The organism is Pseudomonas sp. FP2335, from assembly GCF_030687535.1.
Taxonomy (GTDB): domain Bacteria; phylum Pseudomonadota; class Gammaproteobacteria; order Pseudomonadales; family Pseudomonadaceae; genus Aquipseudomonas.
The window spans coordinates 5,359,637-5,383,397 of the sequence record NZ_CP117437.1; the positions used below are offsets into that span (position 1 = coordinate 5,359,637).

The 23,761-nt window shown below is 55.1% G+C and carries 28 protein-coding genes; all 28 read right to left on the minus strand.

Annotated features, from left to right (window positions below; all coding sequences use genetic code 11):
- Nucleotides 1-20: 20 nt before the first annotated feature.
- On the minus strand, nucleotides 21-1,349 hold the full coding sequence (gene secY / locus PSH81_RS24145) for a preprotein translocase subunit SecY (protein WP_017736663.1): 1,329 nt from the start codon (nucleotides 1,347-1,349) through the stop codon (nucleotides 21-23).
- Nucleotides 1,350-1,787, minus strand: coding sequence for a 50S ribosomal protein L15 (rplO, locus tag PSH81_RS24150; protein ID WP_003176407.1), 438 nt, complete (start codon nucleotides 1,785-1,787; stop codon nucleotides 1,350-1,352). It abuts the gene before it with no gap.
- A 3-nt stretch (nucleotides 1,788-1,790) separates the two neighbouring features.
- On the minus strand, nucleotides 1,791-1,967 hold the full coding sequence (gene rpmD, locus PSH81_RS24155) for a 50S ribosomal protein L30 (protein ID WP_003186033.1): 177 nt from the start codon (nucleotides 1,965-1,967) through the stop codon (nucleotides 1,791-1,793).
- 2 nt (nucleotides 1,968-1,969) lie between these two features.
- Complete coding sequence (gene rpsE / locus PSH81_RS24160) at nucleotides 1,970-2,470, minus strand: 30S ribosomal protein S5 (RefSeq protein ID WP_003176409.1); 501 nt, start codon at nucleotides 2,468-2,470, stop codon at nucleotides 1,970-1,972.
- Nucleotides 2,471-2,473: 3 nt separating this feature from the next.
- On the minus strand, nucleotides 2,474-2,824 hold the full coding sequence (rplR, locus tag PSH81_RS24165) for a 50S ribosomal protein L18 (RefSeq protein WP_017736664.1): 351 nt from the start codon (nucleotides 2,822-2,824) through the stop codon (nucleotides 2,474-2,476).
- A 10-nt stretch (nucleotides 2,825-2,834) separates the two neighbouring features.
- Complete coding sequence (gene rplF / locus PSH81_RS24170) at nucleotides 2,835-3,368, minus strand: 50S ribosomal protein L6 (protein ID WP_003176412.1); 534 nt, start codon at nucleotides 3,366-3,368, stop codon at nucleotides 2,835-2,837.
- A gap of 12 nt (nucleotides 3,369-3,380) precedes the next feature.
- Nucleotides 3,381-3,773, minus strand: a complete 393-nt coding sequence (rpsH, locus tag PSH81_RS24175; RefSeq protein ID WP_192299100.1) for a 30S ribosomal protein S8 — start codon at nucleotides 3,771-3,773, stop codon at nucleotides 3,381-3,383.
- Between the two features lie 206 nt (nucleotides 3,774-3,979).
- The gene (gene rpsN, locus PSH81_RS24180) at nucleotides 3,980-4,285 is read right to left on the minus strand and encodes a 30S ribosomal protein S14 (protein WP_003176414.1); all 306 of its coding nucleotides are present in this window, start codon (nucleotides 4,283-4,285) and stop codon (nucleotides 3,980-3,982) included.
- A gap of 13 nt (nucleotides 4,286-4,298) precedes the next feature.
- Nucleotides 4,299-4,838 (minus strand): 50S ribosomal protein L5, encoded by a 540-nt coding sequence (rplE, locus tag PSH81_RS24185; RefSeq protein ID WP_003194642.1) that lies wholly within the window; start codon nucleotides 4,836-4,838, stop codon nucleotides 4,299-4,301.
- Between the two features lie 22 nt (nucleotides 4,839-4,860).
- On the minus strand, nucleotides 4,861-5,175 hold the full coding sequence (rplX, locus tag PSH81_RS24190) for a 50S ribosomal protein L24 (RefSeq protein ID WP_003176416.1): 315 nt from the start codon (nucleotides 5,173-5,175) through the stop codon (nucleotides 4,861-4,863).
- A gap of 11 nt (nucleotides 5,176-5,186) precedes the next feature.
- The gene (gene rplN / locus PSH81_RS24195; RefSeq protein ID WP_002555479.1) at nucleotides 5,187-5,555 is read right to left on the minus strand and encodes a 50S ribosomal protein L14; all 369 of its coding nucleotides are present in this window, start codon (nucleotides 5,553-5,555) and stop codon (nucleotides 5,187-5,189) included.
- A gap of 23 nt (nucleotides 5,556-5,578) precedes the next feature.
- Nucleotides 5,579-5,845, minus strand: a complete 267-nt coding sequence (gene rpsQ, locus PSH81_RS24200) for a 30S ribosomal protein S17 (RefSeq protein ID WP_003176419.1) — start codon at nucleotides 5,843-5,845, stop codon at nucleotides 5,579-5,581.
- 2 nt (nucleotides 5,846-5,847) lie between these two features.
- Complete coding sequence (gene rpmC, locus PSH81_RS24205) at nucleotides 5,848-6,039, minus strand: 50S ribosomal protein L29 (RefSeq protein WP_002555481.1); 192 nt, start codon at nucleotides 6,037-6,039, stop codon at nucleotides 5,848-5,850.
- Nucleotides 6,039-6,452 carry a 50S ribosomal protein L16 gene (gene rplP / locus PSH81_RS24210; RefSeq protein WP_003176421.1) on the minus strand — a complete coding sequence of 138 codons (414 nt, stop codon included), beginning with the start codon at nucleotides 6,450-6,452 and terminating at the stop codon, nucleotides 6,039-6,041. Before rplP ends, rpmC begins: the two co-directional genes overlap by 1 nt.
- A gap of 12 nt (nucleotides 6,453-6,464) precedes the next feature.
- A complete protein-coding gene (gene rpsC, locus PSH81_RS24215) occupies nucleotides 6,465-7,151 on the minus strand; it encodes a 30S ribosomal protein S3 (RefSeq protein WP_003176422.1) in 687 nt (228 codons plus the stop codon).
- A gap of 13 nt (nucleotides 7,152-7,164) precedes the next feature.
- Nucleotides 7,165-7,497, minus strand: a complete 333-nt coding sequence (gene rplV / locus PSH81_RS24220; RefSeq protein WP_003103908.1) for a 50S ribosomal protein L22 — start codon at nucleotides 7,495-7,497, stop codon at nucleotides 7,165-7,167.
- A gap of 11 nt (nucleotides 7,498-7,508) precedes the next feature.
- Entirely contained in the window at nucleotides 7,509-7,784 is a 276-nt protein-coding gene (gene rpsS / locus PSH81_RS24225) for a 30S ribosomal protein S19 (protein ID WP_002555486.1), read from the minus strand.
- 16 nt (nucleotides 7,785-7,800) lie between these two features.
- A complete protein-coding gene (rplB, locus tag PSH81_RS24230) occupies nucleotides 7,801-8,625 on the minus strand; it encodes a 50S ribosomal protein L2 (RefSeq protein ID WP_008053874.1) in 825 nt (274 codons plus the stop codon).
- Between the two features lie 14 nt (nucleotides 8,626-8,639).
- Nucleotides 8,640-8,939, minus strand: coding sequence for a 50S ribosomal protein L23 (rplW, locus tag PSH81_RS24235; protein WP_002555488.1), 300 nt, complete (start codon nucleotides 8,937-8,939; stop codon nucleotides 8,640-8,642).
- Complete coding sequence (gene rplD, locus PSH81_RS24240) at nucleotides 8,936-9,538, minus strand: 50S ribosomal protein L4 (protein ID WP_003176424.1); 603 nt, start codon at nucleotides 9,536-9,538, stop codon at nucleotides 8,936-8,938. The genes rplW and rplD overlap by 4 nt, the downstream gene beginning before the upstream one ends.
- Before the next feature lie 12 nt (nucleotides 9,539-9,550).
- On the minus strand, nucleotides 9,551-10,186 hold the full coding sequence (gene rplC, locus PSH81_RS24245) for a 50S ribosomal protein L3 (protein WP_003194649.1): 636 nt from the start codon (nucleotides 10,184-10,186) through the stop codon (nucleotides 9,551-9,553).
- Between the two features lie 81 nt (nucleotides 10,187-10,267).
- Nucleotides 10,268-10,579, minus strand: coding sequence for a 30S ribosomal protein S10 (gene rpsJ / locus PSH81_RS24250; RefSeq protein WP_003186070.1), 312 nt, complete (start codon nucleotides 10,577-10,579; stop codon nucleotides 10,268-10,270).
- A 158-nt stretch (nucleotides 10,580-10,737) separates the two neighbouring features.
- Nucleotides 10,738-11,931 (minus strand): elongation factor Tu, encoded by a 1,194-nt coding sequence (gene tuf, locus PSH81_RS24255; protein ID WP_017736669.1) that lies wholly within the window; start codon nucleotides 11,929-11,931, stop codon nucleotides 10,738-10,740.
- Between the two features lie 30 nt (nucleotides 11,932-11,961).
- Nucleotides 11,962-14,067 carry an elongation factor G gene (fusA, locus tag PSH81_RS24260; protein ID WP_192299101.1) on the minus strand — a complete coding sequence of 702 codons (2,106 nt, stop codon included), beginning with the start codon at nucleotides 14,065-14,067 and terminating at the stop codon, nucleotides 11,962-11,964.
- Between the two features lie 30 nt (nucleotides 14,068-14,097).
- The gene (rpsG, locus tag PSH81_RS24265; RefSeq protein WP_002555493.1) at nucleotides 14,098-14,568 is read right to left on the minus strand and encodes a 30S ribosomal protein S7; all 471 of its coding nucleotides are present in this window, start codon (nucleotides 14,566-14,568) and stop codon (nucleotides 14,098-14,100) included.
- Nucleotides 14,569-14,686: 118 nt separating this feature from the next.
- Complete coding sequence (gene rpsL, locus PSH81_RS24270) at nucleotides 14,687-15,058, minus strand: 30S ribosomal protein S12 (RefSeq protein WP_002555494.1); 372 nt, start codon at nucleotides 15,056-15,058, stop codon at nucleotides 14,687-14,689.
- Nucleotides 15,059-15,274: 216 nt separating this feature from the next.
- On the minus strand, nucleotides 15,275-19,474 hold the full coding sequence (gene rpoC, locus PSH81_RS24275) for a DNA-directed RNA polymerase subunit beta' (protein ID WP_192299102.1): 4,200 nt from the start codon (nucleotides 19,472-19,474) through the stop codon (nucleotides 15,275-15,277).
- Nucleotides 19,475-19,538: 64 nt separating this feature from the next.
- Nucleotides 19,539-23,612 (minus strand): DNA-directed RNA polymerase subunit beta, encoded by a 4,074-nt coding sequence (gene rpoB, locus PSH81_RS24280; RefSeq protein ID WP_192299103.1) that lies wholly within the window; start codon nucleotides 23,610-23,612, stop codon nucleotides 19,539-19,541.
- Between the last annotated feature and the right edge of the window lie 149 nt (nucleotides 23,613-23,761).

Consider the following 23,761-nt stretch of genomic DNA (forward strand, 5'->3'; position numbering starts at 1 on the left):
TCCTCGAACCTTATGGGTACTCAGCGCAACATGCCGCTGCCGTAGCCCTTCAGGTTGGCTTTCTTCATCAGGGATTCGTACTGGTGCGAAACGAGGTGCGATTGTACTTGGGACATGAAGTCCATCACAACCACGACGACGATCAGCAACGAGGTCCCGCCAAGGTAGAACGGAACGTTTGCTGCAACCACCAGGAACTGGGGCAGCAAGCACACGGCCGTCATATATAGAGCACCGAACAGGGTCAAACGAGTCAGAACGCCATCAATGTAGCGTGCCGACTGCTCACCTGGACGGATGCCCGGAATAAAGGCACCGGACTTCTTCAGGTTTTCCGCTACGTCTTTCGGATTGAACATCAACGCCGTATAGAAGAAGCAGAAGAAAATAATCCCTGCACTAAACAGCAGAATATTCAACGGCTGACCAGGAGCGATCGACTGAGAGAGGTCCTGCAGCCAGCCCATATTTTCAGACTGACCAAACCAGGTACCCAACGAAGCCGGAAACAGCAAAATGCTGCTCGCGAAAATTGCCGGGATAACACCGGCCATATTCACTTTCAGCGGCAAGTGGCTGGTCTGCGCAGCAAAAACCTTACGGCCCTGCTGACGCTTGGCGTAGTGAACAGCAATACGACGCTGGCCACGCTCAATGAACACCACAAAACCGATAATCGCTACTGCCAGCAAACCGATGGCAACCAGGGCAAAAATATTGATATCACCCTGACGCGCAGACTCGAAAGACTGCCCGATTGCTCTCGGAAGACCGGCGACGATACCTGCGAAAATCAACATCGAGATACCGTTACCAACACCACGCTCAGTAATCTGCTCACCCAGCCACATCATGAACATCGCACCAGCCACAAAAGTGGATACCGCGACGAAATGGAAGCCAAAGTCACCAGTGAACGCAACGCCCTGCCCCGCCAGGCCAACGGACATGCCGATAGCTTGAACCAGGGCGAGAGCGACAGTGCCGTAGCGGGTGTACTGGCTAATCTTGCGACGGCCAGCTTCACCTTCCTTCTTCAACTGCTCCAGCTGCGGGCTGACGGCGGTCATCAGTTGCATGATGATCGATGCCGAAATGTACGGCATGATCCCCAGTGCAAAGATGCTCATCCGTTCCAGCGCGCCGCCGGAAAACATGTTGAACAAGCTAAGAATGGTCCCCTCATTCTGTCGAAACAGGTCTGCGAGTCGGTCCGGGTTGATACCTGGAACCGGGATGTGTGCGCCTATTCGGTAGACGATAATCGCCAGGAACAGAAAACGCAGACGAGCCCAAAGTTCAGACATACCGCCTTTGCCGAGCGCTGAGAGAGCACCTTGCTTAGCCATTTATTCCTCGAACTTGCCGCCAGCTGCTTCGATAGCCGAACGCGCACCTTTGGTGGCGCCGATTCCCTTGCCGATAGTGACAGCGCGAGTCACTTCACCGGACAGCATGATTTTCACACGCTGTACGTTGACGTTGATCACGTTGGCATCTTTCAGGGTCTGCACAGTAACGATGTCGCCTTCCACTTTAGCCAGCTCGGACAGACGCACTTCTGCGCGATCCATGGCTTTCAGGGATACGAAACCGAACTTAGGCAGGCGACGATGCAGCGGCTGTTGACCGCCTTCAAAGCCTGGAGCGATGGTGCCACCGGAGCGGGAGGTTTGACCTTTGTGGCCACGGCCACCAGTCTTACCCAAACCGCTACCGATACCACGGCCCGGACGATGCTTTTCGCGACGGGAACCCGGCGCTGGACTCAGATCATTGAGTTTCATCGATTAACCCTCGACACGCAGCATGTAGTAAGCCTTGTTGATCATCCCGCGATTCTCGGGAGTATCAAGTACTTCTACAGTGTGACCGATGCGACGCAGACCCAGACCCTTAACGCACAATTTGTGGTTAGGGATGCGGCCGGTCATGCTTTTGATCAGCGTTACTTTAACGGTAGCCATGATCAGAAGATCTCCTTGACAGTCAGGCCACGCTTAGCAGCGATGGACTCAGGAGATTGCATAGCTTTCAAACCTTTGAAAGTGGCGTGAACCACGTTTACCGGGTTAGTCGAGCCGTAGCACTTGGCCAGAACGTTCTGAACGCCAGCAACTTCGAGGACAGCACGCATAGCGCCGCCAGCGATGATACCGGTACCTTCAGAAGCAGGCTGCATGTACACCTTCGAAGCGCCATGGGCGGACTTCATTGCGTACTGCAGAGTGGTGCCGTTCAGGTCGACTTGGATCATGTTGCGACGAGCAGCTTCCATTGCCTTCTGGATCGCAGCAGGCACTTCACGCGACTTGCCACGGCCGAAGCCAACACGGCCTTTACCATCACCAACCACGGTCAACGCGGTGAAGGTGAAGATACGGCCGCCTTTAACGGTTTTGGCTACGCGGTTAACTTGAACCAGCTTCTCAATGTAGCCTTCGTCGCGCTTTTGGTCGTTATTTGACATAACTTAGAACTCCAGCCCAGCTTCACGAGCGCCATCAGCAAGCGCTTTCACGCGGCCATGGTACTTGAAGCCAGAGCGGTCGAAAGCCACTTGCGAGACGCCAGCGGCCTTAGCACGCGTAGCGACCAGCTGGCCAACCTTAGTGGCCGCGTCGATGTTGCCAGTGGCACCATCACGCAGTTCTTTATCCAAAGTCGAGGCGCTTGCCAGGACTTTGTTGCCGTCGGCCGAGATGACCTGGGCGTAGATGTGCTGCGACGAGCGGAACACGCAGAGACGCACGACTTCGAGTTCGTGCATTTTCAGGCGTGCTTTGCGAGCGCGACGCAGTCGAGTAACTTTTTTGTCGGTCATTTGCTATGCCCTACTTCTTCTTGGCTTCTTTACGACGGACGACTTCGTCCGCGTAGCGCACACCTTTGCCTTTGTACGGCTCTGGTGGACGGAAGTCGCGGATCTCAGCAGCCACTTGACCTACCAGTTGCTTGTCGATGCCCTTGATCAGGATATCGGTCTGGCTAGGAGTCTCAGCGGTGATGCCTTCCGGCAGTTCGTAATCCACTGGGTGCGAGAAGCCAAGGGCCAGGTTCAAAACCGTGCCTTTTGCTTGCGCTTTGTAACCAACACCGACCAGCTGGAGCTTGCGCTCGAAGCCTTGGCTTACGCCTTGGACCATGTTGTTTACCAACGCACGCGTGGTACCGGCCATTGCGCGAGTTTGTTGATCGCCATTGCGAGCAGCGAAACGCAGCTCACCAGCTTCTTCAACGATCTCAACGGACGAATGGATGTTCAGTTCAAGAGTACCCTTGGCACCCTTCACCGAAAGCTGTTGGCCTGCGAATTTTACTTCGACACCGGCTGGCAGCTTAACGGGGTTCTTAGCGACGCGAGACATGCTTATCCCCCCTTAGAACACAGTGCAAAGAACTTCGCCGCCGACACCGGCAGCGCGCGCAGCACGATCCGTCATCACACCTTTGTTGGTGGAGACGATAGACACGCCCAGACCGCCACGAACTTTCGGCAGATCTTCAGCGGACTTGTACTGACGCAGGCCTGGACGGCTAACGCGCTTCACTTCCTCGATGACCGAACGGCCTTCGAAGTACTTCAGCTCGATGGACAGCAGTGCTTTAACATCGCTGCTGATCTGATAATCCGCAATGTAGCCTTCGTCTTTCAGGACTTTGGCAACAGCTACCTTCAACTTGGAAGATGGCATGCTTACGACGGACTTTTCAGCCATCTGGGCATTACGGATACGAGTTAGCATGTCCGCTAACGGGTCCTGCATACTCATGGGCTAGACGCTCCTAATACAAAAAAATTAGCCTTGCGGCTACATATATCGCCGAGAATCTCCGGGTAAAAAACACGGGCTCAGGCGAGCCGCGTATTTTAGACACACTCCGGAAATGAAACAAGCCCCAAAAGGGGCTTGTTCCAGATTCAAGGTCACCGGCGGTCAGTATCTTTCGATTCAGACCACCCGGACGTTGAAAGTACTTACCAGCTGGCTTTAACCAGACCTGGTACGTCACCACGCATTGCCGCTTCACGCAGTTTGTTACGGCCGAGGCCGAACTTGCGGTAAACGCCGTGTGGACGACCGGTCAGGCGGCAGCGGTTACGCATGCGCGAAGCGCTTGCGTCACGTGGCTGCTTCTGCAGAGCTACTGTAGCTTCCCAACGTGCTTCTGGACTTGCGTTCAGATCAACGATGATTGCTTTCAGTGCTGCACGCTTCTTGGCGTACTTGGCAACCGTGAGCTGACGCTTCAGCTCGCGGTTTTTCATGCTCATCTTGGCCATGGTCCTACTCCAATCAGTTGCGGAACGGGAATTTGAAAGCACGCAACAGGGCGCGACCTTCATCATCGTTCTTGGCAGTGGTGGTCAGGGTGATGTCCAGACCGCGGAGAGCATCGATCTTGTCGTAGTCGATTTCCGGGAAGATGATCTGCTCTTTCACGCCCATGCTGTAGTTACCACGACCATCGAAGGACTTGGCATTCAGGCCGCGGAAGTCGCGAACCCGAGGCAGGGAGATCGACAGCAGACGATCCAGGAATTCGTACATACGCTCACGGCGCAGGGTCACTTTGACGCCGATCGGCCAACCTTCACGGACTTTAAAGCCAGCGATGGATTTCCGAGCGTAGGTCACAACGACTTTCTGGCCGGTGATCTTTTCCAGGTCAGCAACAGCGTGCTCGATGACTTTTTTGTCGCCGATCGCTTCGCCCAGACCCATGTTCAGGGTGATTTTGGTAACGCGCGGAACTTCCATCACGTTCCCAAGCTTAAGTTCTTCCTTAAGCTTAGGGGCGATTTCCTTCCGGTAAATCTCTTGTAGTCGTGCCATGGTCTAATCTACCTAGCAGTGTTCAAGCATCAACCGCTTTTTGGGTCGACTTGAAGACACGAATTTTCTTACCGTCTTCTACTTTGAAACCAACGCGGTCAGCCTTGTTGGTTTCGCCGTTGAAGATGGCGACGTTAGAAGCATCCAGCGGAGCTTCTTTCTCGACGATACCGCCCTGCACGCCCGACATCGGGTTAGGCTTGGTATGACGCTTAACCAGGTTCAGACCACCGATAACCAGACGGTTATTAGCGAGAACCTTAAGCACCTTACCGCGCTTACCTTTGTCTTTGCCGGCGATCACGATGATCTCGTCGTCACGACGAATCTTTTGCATGTCGGATCTCCTTACAGCACTTCTGGGGCGAGCGAGACGATCTTCATGAACTTCTCAGTACGAAGTTCACGGGTCACTGGCCCAAAGATACGGGTGCCGATCGGCTCTTGCTTGTTGTTCAGAAGAACAGCAGCGTTGCCATCAAAGCGGATAATGGAGCCATCAGCACGACGTACGCCGTGACGAGTGCGGACTACAACAGCAGTCATCACTTGGCCTTTTTTCACTTTACCGCGAGGAATTGCTTCCTTCACGGTAACTTTGATGATGTCACCGATACCAGCGTAACGACGATGGGAGCCACCCAGCACCTTGATGCACATAACACGGCGAGCGCCGCTGTTATCGGCCACATCGAGCATGGATTGAGTCTGAATCATATAATTTCTCCGACCCCTAGTCCTTAGACTTCCACAGCGCGTTCGAGAACATCAACCAGTGCCCAAGACTTGGTCTTGGCCAGCGGACGAGTTTCACGAATAGTGACTTTGTCGCCGATGTGGCACTGATTGGTTTCGTCGTGCGCGTGCAGCTTAGTCGAACGCTTAACATATTTACCGTAGATCGGGTGCTTAACGCGACGCTCGATCAAAACGGTGATGGTTTTGTCCATCTTGTCGCTGACAACACGGCCAGTCAGCGTACGGACAGTCTTTTCGGCTTCAGCCATGATCACTTACCTGCCTGCTGGTTGAGCACAGTCTTCACGCGAGCGATGTCACGCTTAACTTGCGAGAGCAGATGAGACTGCCCCAACTGGCCAGTTGCTTTCTGCATACGCAGATTGAACTGGTCGCGCAGCAAGCCGAGCAGTTGCTCGTTCAGCTGCTGTGCGGATTTTTCACGAAGTTCATTCGCTTTCATCACATCACCGTCCGTTTAACAAAGGAGGTGGCGAGCGGCAGCTTTGCAGCAGCCAGGGCGAAAGCCTCACGCGCCAGCTCTTCAGAAACACCCTCGATCTCATACAGGACCTTGCCTGGCTGAATCTGGGCTACCCAGTATTCCACGTTACCCTTACCTTTACCCATCCGCACTTCGAGAGGCTTCTTGGAGATCGGCTTGTCCGGGAATACACGGATCCAGATCTTGCCGCCACGTTTTACGTGACGGGTCAGAGCACGACGCGCTGACTCGATCTGACGAGCGGTGAGACGACCACGAGCTACAGACTTCAGCGCGAACTCGCCGAAGCTGACTTTGCTACCGCGCTGAGCCAGACCACGGTTGTGGCCTGTCATCTGCTTGCGGAACTTCGTACGCTTAGGTTGCAACATTTGGCGTACCCCTTACTTAGCAGCTTTTTTACGAGGCGCTGGTGCTTGTGGTTTCAGTTCTTCTTGGCGACCACCAATTACTTCGCCTTTGAAGATCCAAACCTTTACACCGATCACACCGTAAGTGGTGTGAGCTTCGTAGTTGGCATAGTCGATGTCGGCACGCAGGGTGTGCAGTGGCACACGACCTTCGCGATACCATTCAGTACGTGCGATTTCAGCACCGCCGAGACGACCGCTCACTTGGATTTTGATGCCTTTGGCACCAATGCGCATGGCGTTCTGTACTGCGCGCTTCATAGCGCGACGGAACATTACGCGACGCTCCAGCTGCTGAGCTACGCTCTGCGCAACCAGCATACCGTCGAGCTCCGGCTTGCGGATCTCTTCGATATTGATGTGCACAGGCACACCCATTTGCTTGGTCAGGTCCTGACGCAGTTTCTCAACATCTTCACCTTTCTTCCCGATAACAATACCTGGACGAGCGGTGTGGATGGTGATACGTGCAGTTTGGGCCGGACGATGGATATCGATACGGCTTACGGACGCGCTTTTTAGTTTGTCTTGGAGATACTCACGCACCTTCAGATCAGCGAACAAGTAGTCCGCATAAGTCCGACCGTCTGCGTACCAGACGGAGGTGTGCTCCTTGACGATTCCCAGGCGAATGCCAATGGGATGTACTTTCTGACCCATCTCTTCGACTCCGTTACTTGTCAGCAACCTTGACAGTGATATGGCAAGACCGCTTGACGATGCGATCAGCACGGCCTTTGGCACGTGGCATGATGCGCTTCAGCGAACGCCCTTCGTTGACGAAAACGGTGCTGACCTTCAGGTCATCAACGTCTGCGCCTTCGTTATGCTCGGCGTTGGCTACGGCCGACTCCAGCACTTTCTTCATGATCTCGGCGGCTTTCTTACTGCTGAAAGCCAACAGGTTGAGCGCTTCGCCCACCTTCTTCCCGCGGATCTGGTCGGCGACCAAGCGGGCTTTCTGGGCGGAGATTCGAGCGCCCGACAACTTAGCGGCTACTTCCATTTCCTAACCCCTTAACGCTTGGCTTTCTTGTCTGCCACGTGCCCACGATAAGTGCGGGTACCGGCAAACTCGCCCAGTTTGTGGCCGACCATGTCTTCGTTAACGAGAACTGGGACGTGTTGACGACCGTTGTGTACTGCGATGGTCAGACCGACCATTTGTGGCAGGATCATCGAACGACGCGACCAGGTCTTAACTGGTTTGCGATCGTTCTTTTCCGCCGCCACTTCGATCTTCTTCAGTAGGTGAAGATCAATAAAAGGACCTTTTTTCAGAGAACGTGGCACTGTCGTATCCCTCTATTTACTTGCGACGACGGACGATCATTTTGTCGGTACGCTTATTACCACGAGTCTTCGCGCCCTTAGTCGGGAAGCCCCATGGCGATACCGGATGACGACCACCAGAGGTACGACCTTCACCACCACCGTGTGGGTGGTCAACCGGGTTCATGGCAACACCACGAACGGTTGGGCGAACGCCACGCCAGCGTTTGGCACCAGCTTTACCCAGCGAACGCAGGCTGTGCTCGGAGTTCGAGACTTCGCCCAGGGTCGCACGGCATTCAGCCAGCACTTTACGCATCTCACCAGAACGCAGACGCAGGGTCACGTAGACACCTTCACGAGCGATCAGCTGAGCCGAAGCACCAGCGGAACGAGCGATCTGTGCGCCTTTACCTGGCTTCAATTCGATGCCGTGTACGGTGCTACCAACTGGAATGTTACGCAGTTGCAGAGCGTTGCCCGGCTTGATCGGTGCCAGGGCACCTGCGATCAGCTGGTCGCCAGCGCTCACGCCTTTAGGGGCGATGATGTAGCGACGCTCGCCATCTGCGTACAGCAGCAGAGCGATGTGAGCAGTACGGTTTGGATCGTATTCGATACGCTCGACAGTGGCAGAGATGCCATCTTTGTCGTTGCGACGGAAGTCGACCAGACGATAATGCTGCTTATGGCCACCACCGATGTGACGAGTGGTAATACGACCATTGTTGTTACGACCACCAGACTTCGATTTTTTCTCGAGCAGCGGTGCGTGAGGAGCGCCTTTATGCAGCTCCTGGTTGACCACCTTGACCACAAAACGGCGGCCAGGGGAAGTCGGTTTGCATTTAACGATTGCCATGATGCACCCCTTCCTTACTCAGCACTGCTGCTGAAATCGAGATCTTGGCCTGGCTGAAGGGAGATAACTGCCTTCTTCCAGTCATTACGCTTGCCCAGACCGCGAGCAGTGCGCTTGCTCTTACCCAGAACATTCAGGGTAGTAACACGCTCTACTTTCACGCTGAACAGGCTTTCGACGGCCTTCTTGATTTCCAGCTTGGTTGCGTCAGTTGCAACCTTGAAAACGAACTGGCCTTTCTTGTCAGCCAGAACCGTAGCCTTTTCGGAAACGTGCGGGCCAAGCAGAACTTTAAATACGCGTTCCTGGTTCATCCCAGCAGCTCCTCGAATTTCTTCACGGCCGACACGGTGATCAACACCTTGTCGTATGCGATCAGACTAACTGGATCGGAACCTTGCACGTCACGTACATCAACGTGTGGCAGGTTGCGAGCAGCCAGGTACAGGTTCTGATCAACAGCTTCAGACACGATCAAAACGTCGGTCAGGCTCATGTTGTTCAGTTTGCCCAGCAGATCTTTGGTTTTTGGACTTTCAACAGCGAAGTCCTGAACCACGACCAGACGATCAGTACGCACGAGTTCAGCAAGGATGGAGCGCAGTGCTGCGCGATACATCTTCTTGTTGAGCTTCTGAGAGTGATCCTGTGGACGAGCTGCGAAAGTGGTACCGCCGCCACGCCAGATTGGGCTACGGATAGTACCAGCACGAGCACGGCCAGTGCCTTTCTGACGCCAAGGGCGCTTACCGCCACCACGTACGTCGGAACGGGTCTTTTGCTGCTTGCTACCTTGACGGCCGCCGGCCATGTAGGCCACGACTGCTTGGTGAACCAGCGTCTCGTTGAATTCGCCGCCAAATGTCAGTTCGGAAACTTCGATCGCTTGAGCGTCATTTACATTTAATTGCATGTCAGCTTCCCCTTAACCGCGAGCCTTGGCCGCTGGACGTACAACCAGGTTGCCGCCAGTAGCGCCAGGAACAGCACCCTTGACCAACAACAGATTGCGTTCAGCGTCGACGCGCACTACTTCGAGGGACTGCACGGTCACGCGCTCAGCGCCCATATGACCGGACATTTTTTTGCCCTTGAATACACGACCAGGAGTCTGGCACTGGCCAATAGAGCCCGGGACGCGGTGGGAAACGGAGTTACCGTGAGTGTTGTCTTGGCCACGGAAATTCCAACGCTTGATCGTACCCTGGAAGCCTTTACCCTTGGACTGACCGGTTACATCAACCAGTTGACCAGCGGCGAAGATTTCAGCGTTGATCAGATCGCCAGCCTGGTAGTCGCCATCTTCAAGACGGAACTCCATAACAGTACGACCAGCTGCAACGTTTGCTTTTGCGAAGTGACCTGCTTGAGCAGCAGTCACGCGCGAAGCACGACGCTCGCCGACAGTGACTTGCACTGCACGATAGCCATCGGTTTCTTCAGTTTTGAACTGGGTGACGCGATTCGGTTCGATCTCAATGACCGTGACCGGAATGGAGACACCTTCTTCGGTGAAAATACGGGTCATACCGCATTTACGACCGACTACACCAATAGTCATGTTGTAAACCTCATGAGTGTACGGGGCTTTCACCCGCTATGGCCGCCCATTTCAGAGCGTTACACGACTAAGACCCAAGTCTTAGCCGAGGCTGATCTGTACTTCCACACCGGCCGCCAGATCAAGCTTCATAAGTGCATCAACGGTTTTATCCGTTGGCTGGACGATGTCCAGTACGCGCTTATGAGTACGGATCTCGTACTGGTCACGCGCGTCTTTGTTGACGTGCGGGGAGACCAGAACGGTGAACCGCTCTTTACGGGTAGGCAGTGGAATTGGACCACGCACTTGTGCACCAGTACGTTTCGCGGTTTCCACGATTTCCTGGGTGGATTGGTCGATCAGGCGATGGTCAAAAGCCTTCAACCTGATACGGATTTGCTGATTTTGCATTGGATTTCAGACTCCGGCTGCTATTCCCAGCGAGCGCAATACGCCCGTTAAAAGGAGGCGCAATTCTATAGACGCCCCAGATAGGTGTCAACCCAATAAAAAAAGCCCCCGCTGAGCGGGGGCCTTTTTCAAAGCATCAAGCTAACTCAAAAAAGAGCTTACTCGATGATTTTAGCTACAACACCAGCACCAACGGTACGGCCGCCTTCACGAATAGCGAAGCGCAGACCGTCTTCCATTGCGATGGTTTTGATCAGGGTAACTTCCATTTGGATGTTATCACCTGGCATTACCATTTCAACGCCTTCTGGCAGCTGGCAGTTACCAGTCACGTCAGTAGTACGGAAGTAGAACTGAGGACGGTAGCCTTTGAAGAACGGAGTGTGACGACCGCCTTCTTCCTTGCTCAGAACGTAGACTTCTGCGGTGAACTTGGTGTGCGGCTTAACGGTGCCTGGCTTAACCAGAACCTGGCCACGCTCAACGTCGTCACGCTTGGTACCACGCAGCAGAACGCCGCAGTTCTCGCCAGCACGACCTTCGTCGAGCAGCTTGCGGAACATTTCAACACCGGTGCAGGTGGTGACGGTGGTGTCACGCAGACCAACGATTTCCAGCGGATCTTGAACGCGAACGATACCGCGCTCGATACGACCAGTCACAACAGTACCGCGACCGGAGATCGAGAACACGTCTTCGATTGGCATCAGGAACGGCTTGTCGGTCAGACGAACTGGTTCTGGGATGTAGGTATCCAGAGTTTCAACCAGTTTACGAACGGCAGTGGTGCCCATTTCGTTGTCGTCTTTACCTTCCAGAGCCATACGAGCAGAACCGATGATGATCGGAGTGTCGTCGCCTGGGAAGTCGTAAGTGCTCAGCAGATCGCGCACTTCCATCTCAACCAGTTCCAGCAGCTCAGCGTCGTCTACCAGGTCAGCCTTGTTCAGGAAAACCACGATGTACGGAACGCCTACCTGACGGGACAGCAGGATGTGCTCACGGGTTTGTGGCATCGGACCATCAGCGGCCGAGCAAACCAGGATCGCGCCGTCCATCTGGGCAGCACCGGTGATCATGTTCTTCACATAGTCAGCGTGACCTGGGCAGTCAACGTGAGCGTAGTGACGAATTTTCGAGTTGTACTCGACGTGCGCGGTGTTGATGGTGATACCACGAGCTTTTTCTTCTGGAGCGCTGTCGATTTTATCGAAATCAACGATTGCAGAACCGAATACTTCGGAGCAAACGCGAGTCAGAGCTGCGGTCAGAGTGGTTTTACCGTGGTCAACGTGGCCGATGGTGCCAACGTTTACGTGCGGTAGGGAACGATCAAATTTTTCTTTAGCCACGACAATTAACTCCTTGCCTAAAGGACTGAATCAGCCTTGTTTTTTGGATACAGTTTCAGCGATGTGCGCCGGAGCTGTGTTGTATTTTTTGAATTCCATAGAGTAGCTTGCGCGACCCTGGGACATGGAGCGAACGTCGGTCGCATAACCGAACATCTCACCCAACGGAACCTCGGCGCGAATCACTTTGCCGGAAACCGTGTCTTCCATACCCAAGATCATGCCGCGACGACGGTTAAGGTCGCCCATGACATCACCCATATAGTCTTCAGGTGTAACAACTTCTACCGCCATGATCGGCTCAAGCAACTCACCACCGCCCTTCTGGGCCAGTTGCTTGGTAGCCATGGAGGCAGCCACCTTAAACGCCATCTCGTTGGAGTCGACGTCGTGGTAAGAACCGTCAAAAACGGTTGCTTTCAGGCCGATCAGCGGATAGCCGGCAACAACGCCGTTCTTCATCTGCTCTTCGATGCCTTTCTGGATAGCCGGGATGTATTCCTTAGGAACAACACCACCAACCACTTCGTTCACGAATTGCAGACCTTCCTGACCTTCGTCAGCAGGAGCAAAACGGATCCAGCAGTGACCGAACTGACCACGACCGCCGGACTGACGAACGAACTTGCCTTCGATTTCGCAATTCTTCGTGATGCGCTCACGATAGGAAACCTGAGGCTTACCGATGTTGGCTTCGACGTTGAACTCACGGCGCATCCGGTCAACCAGGATGTCCAGGTGCAGCTCGCCCATGCCGGAGATGATCGTTTGACCAGTCTCTTCATCAGTTTTAACGCGGAAAGATGGATCTTCCTGAGCAAGCTTGCCCAGAGCGATACCCATTTTTTCCTGGTCATCCTTGGTCTTAGGCTCTACGGCAACCGAAATAACCGGCTCCGGGAAGTCCATACGAACCAGGATGATTGGCTTGGCAGCGTCGCACAAGGTCTCACCAGTGGTGACGTCCTTCATGCCGATCAGGGCCGCGATGTCACCAGCGCGAACTTCCTTGATCTCTTCACGGGCGTTTGCGTGCATTTGCACCATACGACCCACGCGCTCTTTCTTGCCTTTAACCGAGTTGATCACGCCGTCGCCGGATGCCAACACGCCCGAGTAAACACGGACGAAGGTCAAAGTACCCACGAATGGGTCGGTAGCGATCTTGAACGCCAGAGCCGAGAACGGCTCGCTGTCATCAGCATGACGCTCCATCTCTTCTTCCTCGTTATCAGGATTGGAACCCTTGATAGCAGGAATGTCGGTTGGAGCAGGCAGGAAGTCGATAACAGCGTCGAGAACCAGGGGAACACCCTTGTTCTTGAACGAAGAACCGCAAACAGCCAAGACGATCTCACCAGCAATAGTACGCTGACGCAGAGCAGCCTTGATTTCCACGTTGGTGAGCTCTTCACCTTCGAGGTACTTGTTCATCAGCTCTTCGCTGGCTTCGGCAGCAGCCTCAACCATATTGTTGCGCCACTCGTCAGCCAGTTCCTGCAACTCTGCAGGGATAGGCTTACGAACAGGAACCATACCTTTGTCGGAATCATTCCAGTAAACAGCTTCCATATTGATCAGATCGATCTGACCCTGGAAGTTGTCTTCGGAACCGATAGCCAATTGGATTGGCACCGGAGTGTGACCCAGACGCTGCTTGATCTGACCGATCACGCGCAGGAAGTTGGCACCGGCACGGTCCATCTTGTTTACGTAAACAAGACGTGGAACGCCGTACTTGTTGGCTTGACGCCATACGGTTTCCGACTGAGGCTCAACACCCGAGGTACCGCAGAACACAACGACAGCGCCGTCGAGTACGCGCAGGGAACGCTCAACTTCAATAGTGAAGTCTACGTGGCCCGGGGTATCGATTACGTTGAAGCGATGCTCGTCTTTGTACTGCTTCTCGGAACCTTTCCAGAAGGCGGTAATAGCAGCAGAAGTAATGGTAATACCACGCTCCTGCTCCTGAACCATCCAGTCTGTGGTCGCGGCGCCGTCATGCACCTCGCCCATTTTGTGACTTTTGCCGGTGTAAAACAGTACGCGCTCGGTGGTGGTGGTTTTACCAGCATCCACGTGAGCAACGATACCGATGTTACGGTAGCGGCTAATCGGAGTAGTACGAGCCATAAAGCCCTCGCAAAATTAGTGAAGCTAAGATTAGAAGCGGTAGTGCGAGAAAGCTTTGTTGGCTTCAGCCATACGGTGCACGTCTTCACGCTTCTTAACAGCAGCACCTTTACCTTCGGCAGCGTCCAACAGTTCGCCGGCCAAACGCAGAGCCATAGACTTCTCGCCACGCTTACGGGCGAAGTCTACCAACCAGCGCATTGCCAGAGCGTTACGACGGGACGGACGAACTTCAACCGGAACCTGGTAAGTAGCACCGCCTACACGGCGCGACTTCACTTCGACCAGCGGAGCGATGGCGTCGAGAGCTTTCTCGAAGATTTCCAGGGGGTCGCTGTTCTTGCGTTCTTTAACCTTTTCCAGCGCGCCATAAACGATACGCTCGGCAACGGCTTTCTTGCCGCTTTCCATCACGTGGTTCATGAACTTGGCCAGGATTTGGCTTCCGTATTTTGGATCGTCAAGCACTTCGCGCTTGGCTGCTACGCGTCTTCTTGGCATGGATAAGCCCTCAAACGGTCTTCAGGTTCGCTCGGAATCGGTGCCCTTTCGGGACGCCTCCGACCTTACTCTTATCGACTCAGAAAATAAGATGATTCAGTTTTACAAAAAGCCGCTACTACTTAGGCTTCTTGGTACCGTACTTCGAACGACCCTGGTTACGACCTTTAACGCCGGAAGTATCCAAGGAGCCGCGTACGGTGTGGTAACGAACACCTGGCAAGTCTTTTACACGACCGCCGCGGATCAGTACCACGCTGTGCTCTTGCAGGTTGTGACCTTCACCACCGATGTACGAGGAAACCTCGAAACCGTTGGTCAGGCGCACACGGCATACTTTACGCAGTGCCGAGTTAGGTTTTTTCGGCGTGGTGGTATACACACGGGTGCATACGCCACGACGTTGCGGGCAGTTCTGCAGCGCAGGCACGTCGGATTTCTCGACGATACGCTTACGCGGCTGACGTACCAGCTGGTTGATAGTTGCCATCTACTAGCTCCACTGTTGTCTTGCGACGCTATTGTCTTGCAAGAAAAGCAAAATGGCAGGAACGAATTCCCGCCAAATTTAGGGGTACAAGAGTCTAAAGAGGATCTTGCCCCCAGTCAAGGCAAGGCCCCGACCTTCCCACTCATCGAACCGGGGCAAAATTGCCTCGTTCCGACGAATGGGACTGCCAGGGCCCAGACTTATTTATCGCAGAACTCAGTTACCGCTTGAGTTCAGCGCTTCGGTCAGTGCAGCTTCCACTTCACTGGCGCTTACGCGCAACGGCTTGTCAGCATCACGGCGGCGCTTACGCTCGCTGTGGTAAGCCAAACCGGTACCAGCCGGGATCAAACGACCCACGACCACGTTTTCTTTCAGGCCGCGCAGGTAATCGCGCTTGCCGGTTACCGCTGCTTCGGTCAGTACGCGAGTGGTCTCCTGGAAGGAGGCCGCCGAGATGAACGACTCAGTGGACAACGACGCCTTGGTGATACCCAGCAACACACGAGTGAACTTGGAAACAAATTTCTCCTCGTTCGCCAGACGTTCGTTCTCTACCAGTACGTGAGTCAGTTCCATCTGGTCGCCCTTGATGAAACTGGAATCGCCGGATTCAGCGATTTCAACTTTACGCAGCATCTGACGCAGGATGGTCTCGATGTGCTTATCGTTGATCTTCACGCCTTGCAGACGGTAAACGTCCTGGATCTCGTTAACGATGTACTTGGCCAGCGCACTCACACCCAGCAGACGCAGGATGTCGTGTGGATCGCTCGGGCCGTCGGAGATAACTTCGCCGCGGTTTACCTGTTCGCCTTCGAACACGTTCAGGTGACGCCACTTTGGAATCAGCTCTTCATACGGATCGCTACCGTCGTTCGGGGTAATAACCAGACGGCGCTTGCCTTTGGTTTCTTTACCGAACGCGATGGTGCCGCTGACTTCAGCCAGAATCGACGCTTCTTTCGGACGACGAGCTTCGAACAAGTCGGCAACACGCGGCAGACCACCGGTGATGTCACGGGTCTTCGAAGTTTCTTGCGGGATACGCGCGATAACATCACCGATCGCGATCTTCGCACCATCCGCTACACCGACCAGGGCGTTGGCTGGCAGGAAGTACTGAGCGATTACGTCAGTGCCTGGCAGCAACAGATCCTTGCCGTTGTCATCGACCATCTTCACGGCAGGACGGATGTCTTTACCGGCAGCTGGACGATCTTTCGCGTCGAGTACTTCAATGTTGGTCATACCGGTCAATTCGTCAGTCTGACGCTTGATCGTGATGCCTTCTTCCATGCCCACGTAGGTCACGGTACCTTTCATTTCGGTAACGATTGGGTGAGTGTGCGGATCCCACTTGGCCACGATTGCGCCAGCGTCGACCTTGTCACCTTCTTTAACCGAAATCACAGCACCGTACGGCAGCTTGTAGCGCTCACGCTCACGACCGTAGTCATCAGCGATTGCCAGCTCACCGGAACGGGACACAGCAACCAGGTGGCCATCTACTCGCTCAACGTGCTTCAGGTTGTGCAGACGGACGGTACCGCCATTTTTCACCTGAACGCTGTCAGCTGCGGAGGTCCGGCTTGCCGCACCACCGATGTGGAACGTACGCATGGTCAGCTGGGTACCCGGCTCACCGATGGACTGGGCAGCGATAACGCCGACCGCTTCACCAATGTTCACCTGGTGACCACGAGCCAAGTCACGGCCGTAGCACTTGGCGCAAATGCCGTAGCGAGTTTCGCAGCTGATCGGCGAGCGAACAATCACTTCGTCGATGCTGTTGAGTTCGATGAACTCGACCCACTTCTCGTCTACCAAGGTGCCGGCAGGAACGATAATTTCTTCGGTGCCAGGCTTGAATACGTCACGGGCGATCACTCGACCCAGAACGCGCTCACCCAACGGCTCTACAACGTCACCGCCTTCAATGTGCGGAGTCATCAGCAGGCCGTGCTCGGTGCCGCAGTCGATCTCGGTTACTACCAGATCTTGTGCAACGTCTACCAGACGACGAGTCAGGTAACCGGAGTTGGCGGTTTTCAACGCGGTATCCGCAAGACCCTTACGAGCACCGTGAGTGGAGATGAAGTACTGAAGTACGCTCAAACCTTCACGGAAGTTCGCAGTGATCGGCGTTTCGATGATGGAACCGTCCGGCTTGGCCATCAGGCCACGCATGCCGGCGAGCTGACGGATCTGCGCAGCAGAACCCCGTGCGCCCGAGTCGGCCATCATGTACATCGAGTTGAAGGACTCTTGATCGACTTCCACGCCGTGACGGTCGATAACCTTCTCTTTCGAGAGGTTGGCCATCATTGCCTTGGAAACTTCGTCGTTCGCCTTCGACCAAAGGTCGATCACTTTGTTGTACTTCTCGCCCTGGGTTACCAGGCCGGAGGCGTACTGGCTCTCGATCTCTTTCACTTCATCGGTAGCAGCACCGATGATCTGGGCTTTTTCATCCGGGATAACGAAGTCGTTAACACCGATAGAAACGCCGGAAATGGTCGAATAAGCAAAGCCGGTGTACATCAACTGGTCAGCGAAGATCACGGTCTCTTTCAAACCAACCACGCGGTAGCACTGGTTGATCAGCTTGGAGATTGCCTTTTTCTTCATCGGCAGGTTGACGACGTCGTAGGACAGACCTTTTGGCACAACTTGATACAGCAACGCACGGCCGACAGTGGTGTCGACGATACGGGTGCCGCTCACGCTGCCACCATCACGGTCGTTGACGGTTTCGTTGATCCGCACTTTGACCTTGGCGTGCAGTGCGGCTTCGCCGGCACGGAACACACGGTCAACTTCTTGCAGGTCAGCGAACACACGACCTTCGCCCTTGGCGTTGATCGCTTCACGGGTCATGTAGTACAGACCCAATACAACGTCCTGCGACGGAACGATGATTGGCTCACCGTTGGCTGGCGACAGAATGTTGTTGGTCGACATCATCAACGCACGCGCTTCCAACTGGGCTTCCAGTGTCAGCGGTACGTGCACAGCCATTTGGTCGCCGTCGAAGTCGGCGTTGTACGCAGCACAGACCAGAGGGTGCAGCTGGATAGCCTTACCTTCGATCAGTACCGGTTCAAACGCCTGGATACCCAGACGGTGAAGGGTCGGTGCACGGTTGAGGAGAACCGGGTGTTCGCGGATCACTTCGGCGAGAACGTCCCAAACCTCTGGCAGTTCGCGCTCGACCATTTTCTTGGCCGCTTTGATGGTGGTCGCGAGACCGCGCATTTCCAGCTTGCCGAAGATGAATGGCTTGAACAGCTCAAGTGCCATCTTCTTAGGCAGACCGCACTGGTGCAGACGCAGGGTCGGGCCTACGGTAATTACCGATCGACCGGAGTAGTCAACACGCTTACCGAGCAAGTTCTGACGGAAACGACCTTGCTTACCCTTGATCATGTCAGCCAGGGATTTCAGAGGACGCTTGTTGGAACCGGTGATAGCGCGGCCACGACGACCGTTGTCGAGCAAGGCATCGACAGCTTCTTGCAACATACGCTTTTCGTTGCGCACGATGATGTCCGGAGCGGACAGATCGAGCAGGCGCTTCAAGCGGTTGTTGCGGTTGATCACGCGGCGGTACAGGTCGTTGAGGTCGGACGTCGCGAAACGACCACCGTCCAACGGTACCAGCGGACGCAGATCTGGCGGCAGAACCGGCAGAACGGTCAGCACCATCCACTCTGGCAAGTTGCCGGAACCCTGGAAGGCTTCCATCAACTTCAGACGCTTGGACAGCTTCTTGATCTTGGTTTCGGAGTTGGTTTGCGGAATTTCTTCGCGCAGACGGCCAATCTCGTGCTCCAGGTCGATAGCGTGCAGCAGCTCGCGGACAGCTTCGGCACCCATGCGGGCATCGAAATCGTCGCCGAACTCTTCCAGCGCTTCGAAGTACTGCTCGTCGTTCAGCAGCTGACCTTTTTCAAGGGTGGTCATGCCTGGGTCGATAACGACATAGCTCTCGAAGTAGAGAACGCGTTCGATATCACGCAGGGTCATGTCCATCAGCAAGCCGATACGGGACGGCAGCGATTTCAGGAACCAGATGTGGGCAACCGGCGAAGCCAGTTCGATGTGCGCCATGCGCTCACGACGAACCTTGGCCAGTGCAACTTCAACGCCGCACTTCTCGCAGATCACACCGCGATGCTTCAAGCGCTTGTACTTACCGCACAAGCACTCGTAATCCTTTACCGGGCCAAAGATCTTGGCGCAGAACAGGCCGTCACGCTCAGGTTTGAACGTACGGTAGTTGATGGTTTCCGGCTTTTTAACTTCACCGAACGACCACGAACGGATCATCTCAGGCGATGCCAATCCAATACGGATGGCGTCGAACTCTTCGACTTGACCCTGGTTTTTCAGCAAATTCAGTAGGTCTTTCAAGGCCTTTCCTCCTGGCGGAGCAGAGAGCGGGCTAAACAGCCCCGCTCTCGATTCGCGTCACGTGTTATTCGGTTTCCAGATCGATATCGATGCCGAGGGAACGAATTTCTTTGATCAACACGTTGAAGGACTCGGGCATGCCCGGCTCCATACGGTGATCGCCGTCCACGATGTTTTTGTACATCTTGGTCCGGCCGTTCACATCGTCCGACTTCACTGTGAGCATTTCTTGCAGAGTGTATGCAGCACCGTATGCTTCCAGTGCCCAGACCTCCATCTCCCCGAAACGCTGACCACCGAACTGAGCCTTACCACCCAGCGGCTGCTGGGTAACCAGGCTGTACGAACCGGTAGAACGAGCGTGCATCTTGTCGTCTACCAAGTGGTTCAGCTTCAGCATGTACATGTAGCCAACAGTAACCGGGCGCTCGAACTTGTTGCCGGTACGGCCGTCGAACAGCTGCATCTGGCCGCTTTCTGGCAGGTCTGCCAGTTTCAGCATGGCCTTGATTTCGCTTTCCTTGGCACCGTCGAATACCGGGGTAGCCATTGGAACACCGCCGCGCAGGTTCTTCGCCAGATCCAGGATTTCCTGGTCGGTGAAGGAGTCCAGCTCTTCGTTGCGACCGCCGATCTCGTTGTAGATCTCGTGCAGGAACTTGCGCAGGTCAGCAACCTTGCGCTGCTCTTCGATCATACGGTTGATCTTCTCGCCCAGGCCTTTGGCCGCGAGGCCCAGGTGGGTTTCAAGGATCTGACCAACGTTCATACGCGAAGGTACGCCCAGCGGGTTGAGGACGACGTCGACCGGGGTGCCATTGGCATCGTGCGGCATGTCTTCAACCGGCATGATCACGGAGACCACACCTTTGTTACCGTGACGACCGGCCATCTTGTCGCCCGGCTGGATGCGGCGACGGATTGCCAGGTAAACCTTGACGATTTTCAGCACGCCTGGAGCCAGGTCATCGCCCTGCTGCAGTTTGCGCTTCTTGTCTTCGAACTTGTCGTCCAGCAGACGGCGGCGATCAACGATATAAGCCTGAGCCTTCTCGAGCTGCTCGTTCAGAGCATCTTCAGCCATGCGCAGTTTGAACCACTGGCCGTGCTCAAGACCGTCGAGGATTTCGTCGGTGATGTCCTGACCTTTCTTCAGGCCTGCGCCGCCTTCAGCCTTGCGGCCTACAAGAGCGGAGCGCAGACGTTCGAAGGTCGCACCTTCAACGATACGGAACTCTTCGTTCAGGTCCTTGCGGATCTCGTCGAGCTGGGTCTTCTCGATGGACAGTGCACGAGCATCACGCTCAACGCCGTCACGGGTGAAGACCTGTACGTCGATGACAGTACCCTTGGTACCGGTAGGTACACGCAGGGAAGTGTCTTTCACGTCGCTGGCTTTTTCACCGAAGATTGCACGCAGCAGTTTCTCTTCCGGAGTCAGCTGGGTCTCGCCTTTCGGAGTGACCTTACCTACCAGAATGTCGCCTGCGCCAACTTCAGCACCTACGTAAACGATACCGGCTTCGTCCAGCTTGTTCAGTGCAGCCTCACCCACGTTCGGGATGTCTGCAGTGATTTCCTCTGGCCCAAGCTTGGTGTCACGTGCCACACAGGTCAGTTCCTGGATGTGGATCGTGGTGAAACGGTCTTCTTGAACCACACGCTCGGACAGGCAGATGGAGTCTTCGAAGTTGAAGCCGTTCCATGCCATGAACGCGATGCGCATGTTCTGACCCAGAGCCAGCTCACCCATATCGGTGGACGGACCGTCGGCCATGATGTCGCTACGCTGAACGCGATCACCCTTGCTCACCAGCGGACGCTGGTTGATGCAGGTGTTCTGGTTCGAGCGGGTGTATTTGGTCAGGTTGTAGATGTCGACACCGGCTTCACCAGTTTCAACTTCGTCATCGGCAACACGAACCACGATACGGCTGGCATCAACGGAGTCGATCACGCCGCCACGACGAGCCACGACGCAAACGCCGGAGTCACGGGCTACGTTACGCTCCATGCCGGTACCTACCAGCGGCTTGTCGGCACGCAGGGTCGGTACAGCTTGACGCTGCATGTTGGAACCCATCAACGCACGGTTGGCGTCATCGTGCTCCAGGAACGGGATCAGCGACGCTGCAACCGAAACTACCTGCTTCGGCGATACGTCCATCAAGGTGACGTCTTCCGGCGCCTTGACGGTGAACTCGTTCAAGTGACGAACAGCTACCAGCTCGTCGATCAGGACTTTCTTGTCGTTCATCGTGGCCGAAGCCTGAGCGATCACGTGATCAGCTTCTTCGATGGCGGACAGGAACACGATCTCGTCGGTGACCAGAGCGTCTTTCACCACACGGTACGGGCTCTCGAGGAAGCCGTACTGGTTGGTGCGCGCATAGGCAGCCAGGGAGTTGATCAGACCGATGTTCGGACCTTCCGGCGTTTCGATCGGGCAAACACGACCGTAGTGCGTCGGGTGTACGTCACGAACTTCAAAGCCAGCACGCTCACGGGTCAGACCGCCCGGGCCCAGTGCGGAAACACGGCGCTTGTGGGTGATCTCGGAGAGCGGGTTGTTCTGGTCCATGAACTGCGAGAGCTGGCTGGAACCGAAGAACTCTTTCACCGCCGCAGCCACTGGCTTGGCGTTGATCAGGTCTTGCGGCATCAGGCCTTCGCTTTCAGCCATCGACAGACGCTCTTTGACCGCACGCTCAACACGTACCAGGCCAACGCGGAACTGGTTCTCGGCCATTTCGCCTACGCAGCGAACACGACGGTTACCCAGGTGGTCGATGTCATCGACGATGCCTTTACCGTTACGGATGTCGACCAGGGTCTTCAGTACCGCAACGATGTCTTCCTTGCACAGCACGCCCGAACCTTCGATCTCGGTACGACCGATACGACGGTTGAACTTCATCCGGCCGACCGCAGACAGGTCGTAGCGCTCAGGGCTGAAGAACAAGTTGTTGAACAGGGTCTCGGCAGCGTCTTTGGTTGGCGGCTCGCCAGGACGCATCATGCGATAGATCTCGACCAGCGCTTCCAATTGGTTGCTGGTGGAGTCGATCTTCAGAGTGTCAGAGACGAACGGACCGCAGTCGATATCGTTGGTGTACAGAGTCTCGATGCGAACAACCTGGGCCTTGGCGATTTTTGCCAGGATCTCGGTGTTCAGCTCGGTGTTGCACTCAGCCAGGATTTCGCCTGTAGCCGGGTGAACGATGACCTTGGCGGTAGTACGACCCAGGACATAATCCAGAGGTACTTCCAGCTCCTTGATACCGGCTTTTTCGATCTGGTTGATGTGGCGCGCAGTAATACGACGGCCAGCCTCAACAATGACCTTGCCCTTTTCATCCTGAATATCCAGGACGGCAATTTCACCACGCAGACGCGAAGCGATCAGCTCAAGCTTGAGGGTTTCGCCACTCAGGCTGAATACGTTGGTGGTGTAGAAAGCGTCCAGCACCTGCTCAGTGGTATAGCCGAGCGCGCGCAGCAGTACCGAGGCCGGCAGCTTACGACGACGGTCGATACGCACGAACACGCAGTCTTTCGGGTCGAACTCGAAGTCCAACCACGAACCGCGGTACGGAATGATCCGCGCGGAGTACAGGAGTTTACCGGAGCTGTGCGTCTTGCCGCGGTCGTGGTCGAAGAACACGCCCGGGGAACGGTGCAGCTGGGAAACGATTACACGCTCGGTACCGTTGATTACGAAGGTACCGTTTTCAGTCATCAGTGGGATTTCGCCCATGTAGACTTCTTGCTCTTTGATGTCCTTGATCGCTTTGTTCGACGATTCTTTGTCGAAAATGATCAGACGGACTTTTACCCGCAAAGGTACGGCGTACGTAACACCGCGCAACACGCATTCTTTGACATCAAATGCCGGTTCGCCCAGGCGATAACCCACGTACTCCAGCGCAGCATTGCCGGAGTAGCTGATGATCGGGAAAACGGATTTGAAGGCCGCATGCAGGCCCACGTCGCGGAACTGATCTTTGGTCGCTCCCGCCTGCAAGAATTCACGATACGAATCCAGCTGGATAGCCAGAAGGTACGGGACATCCATGACGTCCGGCAACTTGCTAAAGTCCTTGCGGATACGTTTTTTCTCAGTATATGAGTAAGCCATCAGCGTTCCCCAGCTTGGTCACCTGCTTGTTTGGCCCCTCCGACGGGAGCAGCCAGAAAATCTCGCAAACCCCATGGTTTGCACCACCGCATCGGGTGGCTACAGCGCGTTAATGGCGGCGACCGAGTCGACAGCCAAGAACGGAAAAA